At 61.6% G+C, this 14,427-nt stretch carries 14 protein-coding genes; 7 read left to right on the top strand and 7 right to left on the bottom strand.

Annotated features, from left to right (window positions below; genetic code table 11):
- The first annotated feature begins 44 nt into the window (after positions 1–44).
- Positions 45–941, top strand: coding sequence for a LysR substrate-binding domain-containing protein (locus QMA15_RS13195; protein WP_029537902.1), 897 nt, complete (start codon positions 45–47; stop codon positions 939–941).
- Here QMA15_RS13195 and QMA15_RS13190 read toward each other — a convergent pair.
- Complete coding sequence (locus QMA15_RS13190) at positions 938–2,353, bottom strand: MFS transporter (protein WP_279163741.1); 1,416 nt, start codon at positions 2,351–2,353, stop codon at positions 938–940. The two genes, QMA15_RS13195 and QMA15_RS13190, sit on opposite strands and share 4 nt — an antisense overlap.
- A 171-nt stretch (positions 2,354–2,524) precedes the next feature.
- On the bottom strand, positions 2,525–4,015 hold the full coding sequence (glpK, locus tag QMA15_RS13185; RefSeq protein ID WP_172933440.1) for a glycerol kinase GlpK: 1,491 nt from the start codon (positions 4,013–4,015) through the stop codon (positions 2,525–2,527).
- A gap of 108 nt (positions 4,016–4,123) precedes the next feature.
- Here glpK and QMA15_RS13180 point away from each other — a divergent pair, with 108 nt between their 5' ends.
- The 3 genes from QMA15_RS13180 to QMA15_RS13170 all read left to right on the top strand — a co-directional run bounded on the left by QMA15_RS13180 (position 4,124) and on the right by QMA15_RS13170 (position 7,275).
- On the top strand, positions 4,124–5,866 hold the full coding sequence (locus tag QMA15_RS13180) for a glycerol-3-phosphate dehydrogenase/oxidase (RefSeq protein ID WP_047890264.1): 1,743 nt from the start codon (positions 4,124–4,126) through the stop codon (positions 5,864–5,866).
- Positions 5,867–5,965: 99 nt separating this feature from the next.
- A complete protein-coding gene (locus QMA15_RS13175; RefSeq protein ID WP_019747713.1) occupies positions 5,966–6,508 on the top strand; it encodes a hypothetical protein in 543 nt (180 codons plus the stop codon).
- A 50-nt stretch (positions 6,509–6,558) separates the two neighbouring features.
- On the top strand, positions 6,559–7,275 hold the full coding sequence (locus QMA15_RS13170) for a GAF and ANTAR domain-containing protein (RefSeq protein ID WP_019747714.1): 717 nt from the start codon (positions 6,559–6,561) through the stop codon (positions 7,273–7,275).
- Here the strand turns inward: QMA15_RS13170 and QMA15_RS13165 are convergent.
- A complete protein-coding gene (locus QMA15_RS13165) occupies positions 7,244–8,191 on the bottom strand; it encodes a LysR family transcriptional regulator (RefSeq protein WP_172933442.1) in 948 nt (315 codons plus the stop codon). The genes QMA15_RS13170 and QMA15_RS13165 overlap by 32 nt on opposite strands.
- Positions 8,192–8,344: 153 nt before the next feature.
- On the opposite strand from QMA15_RS13165, the gene QMA15_RS13160 reads away from it, so the two are divergent.
- Entirely contained in the window at positions 8,345–9,721 is a 1,377-nt protein-coding gene (locus QMA15_RS13160) for an MFS transporter (protein ID WP_020969173.1), read from the top strand.
- Positions 9,718–10,461, top strand: a complete 744-nt coding sequence (locus tag QMA15_RS13155) for a 3-hydroxybutyrate dehydrogenase (RefSeq protein WP_020907052.1) — start codon at positions 9,718–9,720, stop codon at positions 10,459–10,461. The genes QMA15_RS13160 and QMA15_RS13155 overlap by 4 nt, the downstream gene beginning before the upstream one ends.
- A 22-nt stretch (positions 10,462–10,483) precedes the next feature.
- Here the strand turns inward: QMA15_RS13155 and QMA15_RS13150 are convergent, their stop codons facing one another.
- The 3 genes from QMA15_RS13150 to QMA15_RS13140 form a co-directional block, all read right to left on the bottom strand.
- Complete coding sequence (locus QMA15_RS13150) at positions 10,484–11,368, bottom strand: aldo/keto reductase (protein WP_172933443.1); 885 nt, start codon at positions 11,366–11,368, stop codon at positions 10,484–10,486.
- Between the two features lie 100 nt (positions 11,369–11,468).
- Positions 11,469–12,005 carry a hypothetical protein gene (locus QMA15_RS13145; RefSeq protein WP_133728426.1) on the bottom strand — a complete coding sequence of 179 codons (537 nt, stop codon included), beginning with the start codon at positions 12,003–12,005 and terminating at the stop codon, positions 11,469–11,471.
- A 17-nt stretch (positions 12,006–12,022) separates the two neighbouring features.
- On the bottom strand, positions 12,023–12,964 hold the full coding sequence (locus tag QMA15_RS13140; protein WP_046378317.1) for an oxygenase MpaB family protein: 942 nt from the start codon (positions 12,962–12,964) through the stop codon (positions 12,023–12,025).
- Between the two features lie 87 nt (positions 12,965–13,051).
- Between QMA15_RS13140 and QMA15_RS13135 the strand changes: the two genes are divergently transcribed.
- Positions 13,052–13,621 carry a TetR/AcrR family transcriptional regulator gene (locus tag QMA15_RS13135; protein ID WP_019747721.1) on the top strand — a complete coding sequence of 190 codons (570 nt, stop codon included), beginning with the start codon at positions 13,052–13,054 and terminating at the stop codon, positions 13,619–13,621.
- On the opposite strand, the gene QMA15_RS13130 is transcribed toward QMA15_RS13135, so the two are convergent.
- A complete protein-coding gene (locus QMA15_RS13130; RefSeq protein ID WP_141487473.1) occupies positions 13,608–14,399 on the bottom strand; it encodes a DNA-formamidopyrimidine glycosylase family protein in 792 nt (263 codons plus the stop codon). The two genes, QMA15_RS13135 and QMA15_RS13130, sit on opposite strands and share 14 nt — an antisense overlap.
- Positions 14,400–14,427 lie beyond the last annotated feature (28 nt).

Here is a 14,427-nt window from a genome sequence, read left to right as displayed (position 1 = left end):
TCGGAAACTTGACATCGTCGGCCAGTCTGGCGCAACAATGTCGGGTGGAAATTCATCAGATCAACGCATTTCTCGCGGTGGCTGAGGAGCTACATTTCGGCCGTGCGGCTCAGCGCCTTCGGATTGCGCAACCGCCGCTGAGTCGAACGATCAGGCAATTCGAGAAACAGCTCGGTTCGCCGTTGTTCGATCGAAGTACTCGAACTGTGCGGTTGACTGCTGCCGGTGAAGCACTGCTGCTTCCGGCGCGCGAAATTCTGGATGCGTGCCGGATGGCCGAGATCGCGGTATCCGCGGCAGGCCAGGGAACGACAGGTCGCGTTCGCCTGGGCTTCGCGGGAACCTCGTCGCACCTACTCGTCGGGCGGTGGGCGAAATTGGTGAGAAAGACGAATCCCGGTATCGAATTCGTGCTCGACAGTTCCGCTTTCGCGAACGAGGCGTTGTTGATGTTGCTCGATCGACGCCTCGACATCGGGATGGTCCGGTGGACCGTCCCGCCGCTCGGGATCACGTCGAGATTGATCGCCGAGGAGAACTTTCTGGTTGCCATGTCGAAAGACCATCCGATGGCGTCGAGGGAATCGGTTCGGTTGATCGAATTGGAGTCCGAGAATTGGGTGACGCTTCCGGCGGAGCCGGGTTCGATTCTGCGGGAGTCTCTGCTCACTGCGTCGAAGAACGCAGGGTTCCTGGCTCGAATCGTGCAGACGGCACCGGATTCGATGTCGTTGATCGCGCTGGTGTCCGCGGAAATCGGATGCTCGTTGACTATTTCGTCGGTGGCCCAAAGCATCGTGAACCCTGATGTTGTCTTTGTTCCCGTCATGGATCCACCTCCTCCCCTTCAACTGCGTATCGCCTGGCGAGATGGAGACGACAGACCTGCTCTTCTCGAAGTGTTGAAATTGTCCGAGCAGGCGCTGCCGTCCCTGGCTTAGACGGTTGCCCGACCGGTAGGAATTTCACCCGCTTCGGACTTCGGCGAGTTTGCAGTATCGGCAAGAGCGTTCTCGAGTTCGAGCTCGTCGTAATCCGCTTGCTCGGCCGTCGAGAGTTCGCTTGCGTTGTAGCCGGTACGTCGGAGCAGGAGAAGGGTGCAGATCAGCGAGACAAGTGCGTACAGTCCGGACACGATCGCGACCCCGACGATGTTGCCTGACGTGTTGAGCATCCACTGCGCCAGTACCGGAGTTCCGCCGCCGACGACAAGGGAACACAGTTGATACGCCGTCGACAGACCCGTGTAACGGATGTTCGCAGGGAAGGCGCGAGCGAGAACGCCGGCGATGGCGCCGTAGAACATCGAGTGCGGGATCGTGGCGAGACACATCGCAACGACTGCGATGGTGAAGTTCCCGGTTCTGATGGCAAAGAACATCGCGGGCATGAGAACGAACTCCGGTATCACCATCAGGCACATGGCCTTCCGCATGTCTATCTTGGAAACCAGAACGGCCCCGAACGGTTGGACGATGAACTGCACGACAAGTGCGATCGCGATAGCGGCGAGGAATGTGCCGCGGTCGTATCCGAGTTCTTTTGTAGCCCAGGACAATGCGAAGGTGTTCTTGAAATAGGTGACCTGGGCGAGGGGGAGTGCGCCGGCGCCGAGGAGAACCAGCACCCAATGCTTGCGCAATACTTCGGCGAGCGGAAGTTTGACGACCTTCTTGCGGGCGAGAACGGCCTTCATCTCATCGGACTCTTCGAGTTTCAGGCGAATGATCATGCCGAGGATGACCAGGCCTGCCGAAACGAGAAAAGGGATTCGCCAGCCGTAGAGAAGGAATGACGGCGTCGGCATCGAGGACAGTAGGAAGAATGCGATGGTTGCCAACAGATTTCCCGCGGGGGAGCCCTGCTGAGCGAACGCGGAGTAGAGGATGCTCTTGCCCTTCGGCGCGTTCTCGCTGGCGATGAGTACCGCGCCACCCCACTCACCACCGACCGCAATTCCTTGGATCACGCGAAGGGTGACCAGACCGATCGGGGCCCACATGCCGACCTGCGCGTAGGTGGGGAGGAGTCCGATCCCGACAGTGGCGACGCCCATCATCATCAAGGTGAAGACCAGAGTGTTCTTGCGCCCGATCCGGTCGCCGAGATGACCGAAGATGATCCCGCCGATCGGCCTGGCGAGGAAGCCTGCCCACAGGGTGATGAAGGCGAGGAGCGTGCCGACTCCGTTCGGCAGTGTGTCGGAGAAGAAGATCTCGCCGAATACCAGGGCAGCAGCGGTGCCGTAGATATAGAAGTCGTACCACTCGATGGTGGTTCCGATGAATGAAGCGATACCGGCTCTTCGTGCCTTGGCGTTGATCTCCTCGGAACTGCGAGTGGGTGAACTCATGCGTGGCGACCTTTCTCTGCAACATTCGCGGCGCCGAAACGTGGCGCGCCTGAATGAGATTCGCAGAGTGGTGTAGGTCACGTCCAATACCAACTTGGTCGCCTATTGATACCTCAGGAGTATCAATAGGCGACCATGATCAGCTCTTCCGGTATGGAAGGATCGGGGTGATTACTCGGACCAGTTGTACGTCCGCTCGACGGCCTTGTTCCACTCCGCGTACAGCCGTGACCTTTCGGATTCGTCCATCGCCGGTTCCCAGGTTTGGCCGACGGCCCAGTTGTTGCGGATGTCTTCGGTGTCGGCCCAATAACCGATGGCGAGGCCCGCTGCATACGCAGCGCCGAGTGCTGTCGTTTCGTTGACCACCGGACGGATGACGGGAACTCCGAGGATGTCCGACTGGAACTGCATCAGGGTTTCGTTGACCACCATGCCGCCGTCGACCTTCAGCGCGGACAGTTCGACTCCCGAATCCGCACGCATGGCGTCGATGACCTCACGGGTTTGGTATGCCGTCGCCTCGAGCGCCGCGCGAGCCAGGTGTCCCTTGTTGACGAACCGCGTCAGGCCGACGATCACGCCGCGAGCATCCGGTCGCCACCGGGGTGCGAACAGTCCGGAGAACGCGGGTACGAAGTAGGCGCCGCCGTTGTCGTCGACACTTGCGGCGAGTGGCTCGATGTCCTTGGCGTTCTGAATGATTCCGAGATTGTCCCGAAGCCACTGGACCAAGGAGCCGGTCACCGCGACGGAACCTTCGAGTGCGTAGACGGCAGGGGCTTCGCCGAGTTTGTAGCAGACGGTCGTCAGCAGTCCGTGCTTGCTGTGCACCGGCTTCGTTCCGGTGTTGAGAAGCATGAAATTGCCGGTGCCGTAGGTGTTCTTGGCTTCACCCTCGGAGAGGCAGGCCTGGCCGAATGTGGCTGCCTGCTGGTCACCGAGGATTCCGGCGACCGGCACACCGGCGAGATTGCCGCGAGGACGGCCGGTGCCGTAGACCTCGGACGAACTACGGATTTCCGGGAGCATCGACATCGGGATTCCGAAGTCCGCGCAGATCGATTCGTCCCAATGAAGGGTCTCGAGATCCATCAGCATCGTGCGTGACGCATTGGTGACATCTGTCACGTGAACACCGTCGGTCAGGTTCCATACGATCCACGTGTCGACGGTGCCGAAGCACAATTCTCCGGCCTCCGCTTTGGCTCTCGCGCCGTCCACGTTGTCGAGAATCCACCGGATCTTCGGCCCGGCGAAGTAGGTCGAGAGCGGCAGTCCGGTCTTGTCTCGGTACTTGTCCGGACCCTCGTCGCCGCCCAGTTCGACACACAGTTGATCCGTGCGCGTGTCCTGCCACACGATCGCGTTGTAGATCGGCTTGCCCGTCGAACGCTCCCAAACGACGGCCGTCTCACGCTGATTCGTGATTCCGACGGCCGCGATGTCGGCTCGCGTGAGGTCGACCTTCGCGAGAGCACCGGCCACCACCTCCCGGGTGTTGATCCACAGCGCAACCGGGTCGTGCTCGACCCAACCGGCACGCGGGAAAATCTGTTCGTGTTCTTTCTGCGCAACGCTCACCACGGCGCCGTCGTGATCGAAGATCATGCAGCGGCTCGACGTCGTGCCTTGGTCGATGGCGGCGATGTATTGATTCACTGTGCTCCTATGTTCGGGCGCGTTCGCAGTTATCCGTGCGCTGTCGCAGTATGTGGATCAAGCTACTAGCCTGTAAACGGATTCGTCGTCGACTTACAGGAGACCGGGTTGAGTAAGCAGCAAGGTGCGCAGTTTCTCGGCCCGCAGCAGCGTGAAGCTGCTTGGGAACAGCTTCAGACCGAGCAATTCGACGTCGTCGTTGTCGGCGGCGGTGTTGTCGGTGTCGGGGCTGCGCTCGATGCGGCCACCCGCGGACTCAAGGTTGCGTTGGTCGAGGCCCGTGACTACGCATCCGGCACGTCCAGTCGCTCGTCGAAGATGTTCCACGGCGGTCTCCGCTATCTAGAGCAACTCGAATTCGGCCTCGTTCGTGAAGCATTGCGTGAGCGCGAACTCTCGCTGACCACGCTCGCTCCGCACCTGGTCAAGCCGCTGAAGTTCCTGTTCCCTCTGGCTCACCGAGTGTGGGAGCGCCCGTACATGGCGGCGGGAATCTTCCTCTACGACCGAATGGGCGGCGCAAAGTCGGTCCCCTCCCAGAAGCACTTGACGCGGGCGGGCGCACTACGCATGTCGCCGAGCCTCAAGCGCAGTTCGCTGACCGGTGGCATCCAGTACTACGACACCGTCGTCGACGACGCTCGGCACACCATGACCGTCGCACGGACCGCTGCACACTACGGCGCGGTCGTCCGAACGTCGACGCAGGTAGTCGGCTTTCTGCGGGAAGCGGATCGGGTCTCGGGAGTTCGTGTTCGCGACTGCGAAGACGGCCGTACCGCCGAGGTCAAGGGTCACGTCGTCATCAATGCGACCGGTGTCTGGACGGACGAGATCCAAGCGCTCTCACGTCAGCGCGGACGGTTCCGGGTGCGAGCGTCGAAGGGCGTACACATCGTCGTCCCGCGCGATCGCATCGTCAGTGAAGCCGCCATCATCCTGCGTACCGAGAAGTCGGTGCTGTTCGTCATTCCGTGGGGCAGTCACTGGATCATCGGCACCACTGATACCGACTGGAACCTGGATCTCGCACATCCGGCGGCAACCAAAGCAGATATCGACTACATCCTCGGCCACGTGAACTCCGTCCTGGTCACGCCGTTGACGCACGCCGACATCGACGGTGTGTACGCCGGCCTGCGTCCGCTGCTTGCCGGTGAAAGCGACGAGACGTCGAAGCTCTCGCGCGAGCACGCCGTTGCCCGTGTGGCTCCAGGTCTGGTCGCCATCGCCGGCGGAAAGTACACGACGTATCGGGTCATGGCGGAAGACGCCGTCGACGTCGCAGCAGAAGACATTCCGGCGCGGGTTGCGTCGTCGATCACGGAGAAGGTACCGCTCGTCGGCGCCGACGGATACTTCGCGTTGATCAACCAGACCGTGCAACTGGGCGAGCAGTACGGCTTGCATCCGTATCGCGTCAAGCACCTGCTCGACCGCTACGGTTCGCTCATCACCGAGGTCCTCGAACTCGGCCGGCAGACACCGGAGTTGTTGCAGCCCATCACGGACGCGCCCGATTACCTTCAGGTCGAAGCTGTGTACGCCGCCGCGGCCGAGGGGGCACTGCACCTCGACGACATCCTCGCCCGCCGTACGCGTATCGCAATCGAATATCCGCATCGTGGTGTCAACTGCGCACAGCAGGTCGCCGGATTGGTTGCCCCGATTCTCGGTTGGGATGCCGCCACCGTCGAACGCGAGGTCGACACGTACCGAGCGCGTGTCGAAGCCGAAATCGAGTCTCAGACCCAGCCGGACGACGAGTCGGCCGACGCATTGCGCGCCGCAGCGCCGGAGTCGCGGGCCGAGATCCTCGAGCCCGTCGTCGTGGTGCCGGATCGGGTCTGAGTCGCCTGTCGTTTGTTCTCGGTCTGTCGCGGGTAGGCGGATGGCGAATCACCACCCGTGTCAGCACAGACCGGTCGAGCGTCGCCCAGGAGGATCTCAATGTTCGGTAATCGGTCGCGATCTGCTGAGGAACACATAGCTACCGGCTATCTGGTCACTCACCTGTGCGGGGCGATGGTGGGGCTGCAACTCTCGCGGTCACTCTCGGACTCGTACGGCGTCTGGGCCGACGGTGAGCTGGATTCGTTGCCGGGTGAGCTCGAGTACGAGATCGAGCAGCTGCTGCAACTGATCGAGGACACCCAGGGCATATCTCTGCCGCGGTACTCCAAGATCGACGCGACGGTCAATCGGATCAGACGTCTCGTCCATGTCGACGCCATCTGGCGTAATCGCCTCGTGAAGTTGGCAACGCTCGAGATCATGCGGACCGCGCTGTGCGGCAAGAGTGCGATGTGGGAGGTCCTGCGAGACATTCCGGCCGGGGAGACCGAGGAGCAGTACCGCGAACTCAACGACCTGGTGTCCAAGCAGATCACCACGGTCACGGCGCTGCATCACCGCGCAGCTACGGAGGCTTTTCAGGGGACGGACGGGCGGGAATCGGCGAGCGGCGGCGACCCCATCAGGTCGAGTAAGTAAGGTTTGTACCGTTCGATGAAGAATTCGATGAACGGTAGACCCCGAGGTGTATGGAGATGGCTGAGCGCGACCAAGCACTGACAGAACCCAAGGCAGTGTTCGCGGCGTTGGCGGAGATCCTCTACTCCGCGGCAGACAGCGCCGAGGTGTACTCCGCGATCTGTTCGGCGGCTGTCGAGTTGATTCCCGGTTGCGACCACGCAAGTCTGATGCTGCGACGTGGAAACACCAACGTCACCGTAGCGGCGAGCGACGAGATCGCCGATTATGCAGACGATCTCGAGCGTGCCACCGGTGAGGGGCCGTGCATCGACGCCCTCGATACGGAGGCGCCGCAACTCGAGTCGGACCTTCGCACCCCGAATCAGTGGCCCGAGTTCGCTCGGAAAGTAGTGGCAGAGACACCCATTCGCGGATCGATGGGGTTCCGGCTGATGGTCGATCGTCAGAAGTTCGGTGCCCTCAACCTCTTCTCGGACACTCCGGGGGCTTTCACCGAAACCGTTGCCGACCACGCGATCATGTTGGCGTCATTTGCATCCGTGGCCGTCACTGCGCTGACGCGAGGCGAGGATGCCGACTCGCTGCGACGTGGTCTGGCAAGCAGCCGCGAAATCGGTCAGGCCGTCGGTCTGCTGATGGCACTGCATCGTGTGTCCGACGACGAGGCCTTCGACATTCTGGTGCGAACCTCACAAAACATGAACGTCAAGATCGCCGAATTGGCGCGCAAGGTCATCGTCCAGCATCGTTCGACTCTGGACTGAGCGCTTCGTTCGTCCCGGGAGAACCGAGGAGTTGAGATCGCTTGCGATCCACCGTCTCTCGAAGAGCTGTCACCACCGCTGCGACCTCCGGGCGTCGCAAGGATTCCGAACGGGCCACCAACCAATAGGAAAGTCTCACCTCGATGTGAGCCGGTAGAACGCGAATCAAATCGTCGTGCTGCTCGGCCATGAAACAGGGGAGAAGGCCGATGCCGGCACCCGCGCGCGTTGCCTCGATGTGGACGAACACGTTGGTGGACGTGACGGCCTCGGGCATGGAAACTGTGAGCTTGCGAGCCAGATCGAGTTCGTCGACCTGCAGCATCGAGTCGATGAAGTACACGAGCGAGTGATCGGCCAGATCTGCGGCACTCTCGGGAACAGCATTCTGACGTAGATAGTCTCGGGACGCGTACAAACCCAGCGCGTAGTCGGCCAGATGGACTGCTTCGGCGCGGTGAACCTGAGGCTTGCCGACCACAACCTCGATGTCGAGGCCCGAGCGTATCTGCGACGCCTTTCTGGTTGCGACAACAATCTCGACGCTGACGCGGGGATGGCGTCTGCGAACCGCGGCGCCGGCGGGCGCCGCGATGTATGCGCTGAATCCGTCGGTCGCCGAGACTCGCACGACGCCGTCGAGTTGCTGCTGACCGGTGGAGTCGAGCGCCAGTTCGTTCACCGCGGCCTCGATGCGCTCGGCCGCGCTGAGGGCTTGTCTGCCCAGGTCGGTCAGCTCCCAGCCGCCGGACGAGCGAACCAGGACACGGCCGCCGAGACACTTCTCGAGCGAGGAAATGCGGCGCGAGATGGTGGTGTGATTGAGGCCGAGGTCGTCGGCGGCGGTGTTGAAGCGACCGGTGCGACCGACCGCGAGAAGCACTAGTAGGTCGTCCGGGCTCAGTCCGAGAGTCATATCTGCATTTTTGCACCTATATGGTGCGAGATTTGTCATTGTCGTGCCATCAATCTGCACTGATACTCATCGAGTCACAAAAAATGTGCGAGCGGTCACATTCCTGATCGTGAAGAGCAGGCGAATCGCGAACTGAAGACGAGGGAGTCCACGATGAGCGTCGACAACATGCCGAAACCTGAGAGCCAAGCCCCACCATCGGGGCTGAAGAAGGTGGTCGGCGCCTCGATGGCGGGCACCGTGGTCGAGTGGTACGAGTTCTTTCTGTACGGCACGGCGGCCACGCTGGTCTTCAGCAAGGTCTTCTTCCCCGGCGGCGGCAACGAGCTGGATGCGATCATCGCGGCTTTCATCACCTACGCCGTCGGATTCGCCGCCCGGCCACTCGGCGGAATCGTCTTCGGATACTTCGGAGACAAATTCGGCCGAAAGCAGTTGCTGCAGTTCAGTTTGCTGTTGGTCGGCGCCGCAACGTTCTTGATGGGCTGCCTGCCTACCTACGGTCAGATCGGCTACTGGGCGCCGGCAATGCTGGTCACGCTGCGCTTCATCCAAGGATTCGCGGTCGGCGGCGAATGGGGTGGGGCGGTACTCCTGGTCGCCGAGCACAGCCCGAATCGATCGCGCGGATTCTGGTCGTCGTGGCCTCAGGCCGGCGTGCCGATGGGCAACCTGGTGGCGACGGTCGTGCTGTTGATCCTGACGTCGACGCTCTCGGACGAATCCTTCATGAGTTGGGGCTGGCGCGTTGCCTTCTGGCTCTCCGCGGTGATCGTTCTGGTCGGGTACTACGTTCGGACCAAGGTCACCGATGCTCCCATTTTCATTGCGGCGCAGAAGGAAGCAGAACTGGTCAAGGCAACCTCGTACAGCGTTTTCGAGGTCGTCAAGCGTTACCCGCGCGGAGTGTTGACCGCGATGGGGCTGCGTTTCGCCGAAAACGTCATGTACTACCTCGTGGTGACCTTCTCGATCACTTACCTCAAGGTCGTCGTTCATGCGGACACGGCGCACATCCTCTGGTGGATGCTGATGGCACATGCCGTGCACTTCGCAGTGATTCCGTTGGTAGGCAAACTGTCCGACACGATCGGTCGACGCCCGGTGTACATGATCGGCGCCGTCACCGCCGGAACGTGGGGATTCTTCGCCTTCCCGATGATGAACAGCGGGCACAATGCAGTCATCTTGTCGGCAATCATCATCGGGCTCGTGTTCCACGCGTTCATGTACGCAGGCCAACCCGCGATCATGGCCGAGATGTTCCCGACTCGGATGCGCTACTCCGGTGTCTCCCTGGGTTATCAGGTCACGTCCATCGTGGCGGGTTCACTGGCTCCGATCATCGCGACCGGATTGCTGAGCAAGTTCGACTCCTCGGTCCCCATCGCGATCTATCTCCTGCTGGCATCCCTGGTCACCATCGTTGCAGTCATTTTCGCGCGGGAGACCAAGGGAATCTCGCTCGAGTCCGTCGACGCCGCTGACGCCCGTGTTCTCGCCGACGAGCGGGCCGGTGTGTCTGTATGACGCTGACCGGAAAGTCTGCTCTGGTCACCGGTGGTGCCAGCGGGATCGGCGAGGCGTGTGCTCGACTCCTCGCCGCCCGCGGCGCGCACGTGACCGTCGCCGATCTCGACGACGTCGCCGCGAAGTCCCTGGCCGAGGAGATCGACGGCACTGCGTGGGCCGTCGATCTCCTCGACACCGACCAACTCGTGGATCTGTCACTCGAGACGGACATACTCGTCAACAACGCCGGCATACAACGGGTCAGTCCTATCGAGGATTTCGACGTCGAGGACTTCCGGAAGATTCAGCGCCTCATGGTCGAAGCGCCATTCCTCCTCGCTCGGGCCGCCCTGCCGTACATGTACCGCAACAGTTTCGGTCGCATCGTGAACATTTCCTCGGTCCACGGGCTCCGCGCTTCGGCATTCAAGAGTGCATACGTCACGGCTAAGCACGGACTCGAAGGACTGTCGAAAGTTGTTGCGCTCGAAGGCGCCCCACACGGTGTCACCAGCAACTGCGTCAATCCGGGCTACGTCCTGACGCCACTGGTGCGATCCCAGATCTCCGACCAGGCAAAGGTTCACGGAATCAGTGAATCCGAGGTTGTCGAAAAGGTGATGCTCACCGAGAGCGCAATCAAACGGATGGTCGAGCCTGCGGAGGTGGCATCGCTGGTGGGCTGGTTGGCATCGACCGAGGCGTCGATGGTGACGGGGGCGTCGTACACCATCGACGGAGGGTGGAGCGCCAGCTAGACCACCCGAGCTGCTGGGTCTTTCACGCTTCGGGGATCTCGATTCCGAACTTCTCGCGAGTGATGACCTCGGGTTCGGGACCGCCGCGAACTCCGGTGTCGAGTGCGTCGATTGCGGAGAGTTCTTCGGTGGTGAGTTCGAAGTCGAACACGTCGAAGTTCTCCGCAATGCGTGAGGGAGTCACCGACTTGGGGATCACCTGGCGGCCCTGCTGGAGGTGCCAGCGGAGCATCACCTGTGCGGGAGACTTGCCGTGAGAGGAAGCGATAGCGCCGATGGTGGCGTCCTCGAGGGTTGAGCCGTGAGAGCCGTCGCGATAGAACGTGATTCCGCCGATCGGTGACCATGCCTGAGACAGAATGCCGTGATCGGCGTCGGCCTCGAGCAAGGTCGACTGCCTGAAGTACGGATGGACCTCGATCTGGTTGACCGCCGGCACCACGGACGTTGCGTCCAATAGTCGGGTGAGGTGATCCGGCATGAAGTTACTGACTCCGATGGCACGAACCTTGCCGTCTGCGAGAAGTGTTTCCAGCGCCTTGTATGCGTCGATGGTGCGCTCGAACTCGCTCGGCAACGCCTGGTGAAGGATGAGGAGGTCAAGTTGCTCGACTCCGAGTTTGCCTGCGCTCTTGTCGAAGGCGTGCAAGGTCTCGTCGTATCCGTAGTCGGTGATCCAGACTTTCGTTTCGACGAAGATCTCACCGCGATCGAGACCGGATCGCCGGATCGCCTCGCCGACGCCCTTCTCGTTGCCGTAGGCCGCGGCCGTATCGATATGGCGATAACCCACCGACAGCGCGGACTCGACTGCGGCGAGAGTTTCGTCCGGCGGGGTCTGGTAGACGCCGAAGCCCAGCGCGGGGATGTCGACGCCGTTGTTCAGTTTCAGGCTCGGGATGCTCATGTCGTCCACGGTAGCGGCGGCCACTGGTTCGGTGGGAGTGACTGCTCAGCCGGGTAACGGCAGTACCCCTTCAGGCCTGGCAATTTGCACTTGTGGCTCGTCAATGAGTGAGCACTATCTTCAAGCCGACTATGAGGGTGGCGACGGCAGCGAGGCCGAAGGCTGCCAGATGTGTGTTCGTGCTGACTTTCTCGCCGTGAAGACGGCTGATCACGTAACTGGTGGATCCGATGCGCAGGATCAAGACGATTTCCGCGATCAACTGCGCCGTCCGTGGTTCCAGGAAGTTGAACCACGCCGTCGCGAGAATGGCGACAGGAACAACCGCAGAGGTGAGGATCGGGACAGAATCGCGCAGCGAGTCGATTCTCTCCGCGGTGGTGAGACGGCGGTCGTTGCGAATGCTCTCGCCGACGCTCTCGGCAAATGTGTGGGCGATGTACGTCGACAATGCCGTGCCGACCACAATCGCGGCGCCCAGTGATTCCTGAGATTTCGTCACCGGGACGAGTGCGGCGAGGACAAGAATGTTGCCGTAGATGTACGCGGTGGTTCTCGCCGCCACACGTTCTTGTCCCAGCGGCGCACCGTGAGACGTGATCGGCCGGTTCAGCATTGTTCGCAGGTCCCACTCCATGTTCAGAGCATGGCAGATCAGACCCTCGGGCTGTAGTGCATCGGATTATCTCGCTGCTCGAGCGGCGGTAGATTGCGCGCCGGTGTGTGGACCAGTGGTGCCCCGGCGGGAATTCTGCCGCTGGCTCGGTCCCATCCCGCGCGAGCGCGCGGTTGATACCGGTATCGCCACGGCACCAGGCGGAAGACGGCGTTGACGGTGCGGCCGACAGCGTTGTGAATTTTCTGATCGCGACTGGTCCACGAGTAGCCGAGAAGGTCGCGAACCGGTTGGTCGTACATGCCCACTGTCAGCCACACGAATCCGCGGGCGAGGGGAATCCGCGTGAGCCGCCACAACGGATTGGGTAGCCACGTCATGTACGGGGGCTTTCCCAGCCCCGACAAATCCAAGACGTCGCGGGTCGCTTTGTTGTCTTCGAGTACGTTGCGGCACATGTGGTCCCAATACTCCTGAAACGCCTCCCAGGTTTCGGGAACTGGGCGCATGCTCATCCCGTACAGGCGGTACCACTGAATGTGCTCGGTGAAGAGTTGTCGTTTCTGGGCCTCGGTCAGGCCACCGGAGAAGTTCTCGGCGGTGACGATGGTGCCCATGAAGAATGTCGCGTGCGCCCAGTAGAAGGTGTCGGGATCAAGGGCGTGGTACCGGCGTCCCAGCTTGTCGATGCCCTTGATCCGTGTGTGATAGCCACGGACTTCTTCGGCTGTCTGCTGCGCGCGATCGCCGTCGAAGACCACGCCGGCAATGGGATACAGCGAGCGGTACAGCCGTTCCCAGCGCTCGTCGAAGAACTGCGAGTGCTCCTCGACCCCGGCGCCGAGACCAGGGTGCATGTTTTGCATCGAACCTGCCCAGACACCTTGGAGCATCCCGCGCCAGTCGCCGAAATACTTCCAGGTCAGGGAATCCGGACCGAGGGGAACCGGGGTGCTGCTGTCGCCAAGTTGACTACGCATGTTGTCAGATTAGGATCGACAACAGCGGTAGTCAAGGATCGAATACCGGGTGCATTGAAGAACAAGTGTCGGCGAAGTGGGGAAGTTGTGAGCATCGAAGAACGCAGGGCCACTCGAAAGGCGACGTTGTTCGACGTCGGAGTGACACTGCTCGGTGCGGTCGACGGTCCGGCCGTCAACGTGCGAGCGGTCTGCAAGGCCGCTGGTCTGACCGAGCGGTACTTCTACGAGAGCTTCACCGATCGCGATCAGTACGTTGTCGCGGTCCACACGTTTGTCGCCGAGCGCGCGCAGTCGGCGCTCGCGACGGCAGTGGAGTCCGAGACGACATCCGAGGCAGTCGCCACCGCTGCGGTCGACGCTTTCGTCAAGCTGATGGTCGACGACCCGGCAATGGGGCGAGTGCTTCTGATCGCTCCGCTCTCGGAGCCGGTGCTGAGCGGACGCGGTATCGAATCGATGCCGGCGTTCGTGGACCTGGTGTACGACCAGTTGTCCGAGATTGCTGATCCGGTGGACAAGCAGCTGGTGGCAGTCGGGCTGGTCGGGGCGTTGTTCACACTGTTCATCGGTTATCTGGACGGCTCGATCGTCGTCGAGCGCGAGCGATTTGTGCGCCATTGCGTCCGGCTGCTGATCAACGCTAACCAGGCGTGAACGGCTGGCACGCGGGGCAGAAGAAGATATTTCGCTCGGTGAGCTGATCCGGTCCGAGGGTGTCTTCTCTGATGCGGGTTCCACATCGGCGGCAAGGTTTTCCGCGTCTGCCGTACACCCACGTTTGCCTACCTGGGCGGGTGTCGCCGGTGGTGACCCGGATGCGACGCGACTTGTTGACGTTGATGGTGCGGAATGACAGATCCACAATCGCGTCGAGGTTCCCGGCGCGGTGTGTCGGCGTCTTCGGGTGAATGCCTCGTAGGAAGCAGATCTCGTTGCGGTACACGTTGCCCAGTCCGGCCATCACGCGCTGATCCAGGAGCGCGATTCCGATCGGTACGGAGTCTGCAGCGCGAAGATTCTCGACGGCCACGGAACTGTCCCAATCGGTCCCGAGCAGGTCCGGTCCGAGGTGCCCGACGGCCTCCTGTTCCTGCCCCAGTTCGAGGATCTCGGTGACTCCCAGTGAAAAGCCCACTGCTACAGAGTCTTCGGTGGCCAAGATTATGCGCGCTTGATGGGCGGGTCTGCGCCAGCGCTCGCCGGGGCGATAAATCTGCCACTGACCCTCCATCTTCAGATGCGTGTGAATTGACGCTTCGCCCACGCGGATCAGCAGATGCTTTCCGCGGCTGGCGACGGAATCCACACGATGTCCCGATAAATCGACGGTGGCATAGCGAGGAACGCGGACATCGCAGGTGGTGAGTACCTTCTCGGCCAGGGCAGCGCGCAAATCGTTGGCGGCCCGCCACACGGTATCGCCCTCAGGCATGGTCGCCGCTCCAGCACTTCACGATCGC

The sequence above is a fragment of the Rhodococcus sp. APC 3903 genome (genome assembly GCF_030407755.1).
Taxonomy (GTDB): Bacteria; Actinomycetota; Actinomycetes; order Mycobacteriales; family Mycobacteriaceae; genus Rhodococcus_F; species Rhodococcus_F erythropolis.
Note: the sequence above shows the minus strand (reverse complement) of the source record. Positions and strands in the feature narration are given on the sequence as shown.

Excerpts from the sequence above, each read along its gene's own strand:
- QMA15_RS13190 (WP_279163741.1), bottom strand. The coding sequence starts at position 2,353 with ATGAGTTCACCCACTCGCAGTTCCGAGGAGATCAACGCCAAGGCACGA.
- QMA15_RS13175 (WP_019747713.1), top strand. The coding sequence starts at position 5,966 with ATGTTCGGTAATCGGTCGCGATCTGCTGAGGAACACATAGCTACCGGC.
- QMA15_RS13170 (WP_019747714.1), top strand. The coding sequence starts at position 6,559 with ATGGAGATGGCTGAGCGCGACCAAGCACTGACAGAACCCAAGGCAGTG.
- QMA15_RS13165 (WP_172933442.1), bottom strand. The coding sequence starts at position 8,191 with ATGACTCTCGGACTGAGCCCGGACGACCTACTAGTGCTTCTCGCGGTC.
- QMA15_RS13160 (WP_020969173.1), top strand. The coding sequence starts at position 8,345 with ATGAGCGTCGACAACATGCCGAAACCTGAGAGCCAAGCCCCACCATCG.
- QMA15_RS13155 (WP_020907052.1), top strand. The coding sequence starts at position 9,718 with ATGACGCTGACCGGAAAGTCTGCTCTGGTCACCGGTGGTGCCAGCGGG.
- QMA15_RS13150 (WP_172933443.1), bottom strand. The coding sequence starts at position 11,368 with ATGAGCATCCCGAGCCTGAAACTGAACAACGGCGTCGACATCCCCGCG.
- QMA15_RS13145 (WP_133728426.1), bottom strand. The coding sequence starts at position 12,005 with ATGGAGTGGGACCTGCGAACAATGCTGAACCGGCCGATCACGTCTCAC.
- QMA15_RS13140 (WP_046378317.1), bottom strand. The coding sequence starts at position 12,964 with ATGCGTAGTCAACTTGGCGACAGCAGCACCCCGGTTCCCCTCGGTCCG.
- QMA15_RS13130 (WP_141487473.1), bottom strand. The coding sequence starts at position 14,399 with ATGCCTGAGGGCGATACCGTGTGGCGGGCCGCCAACGATTTGCGCGCT.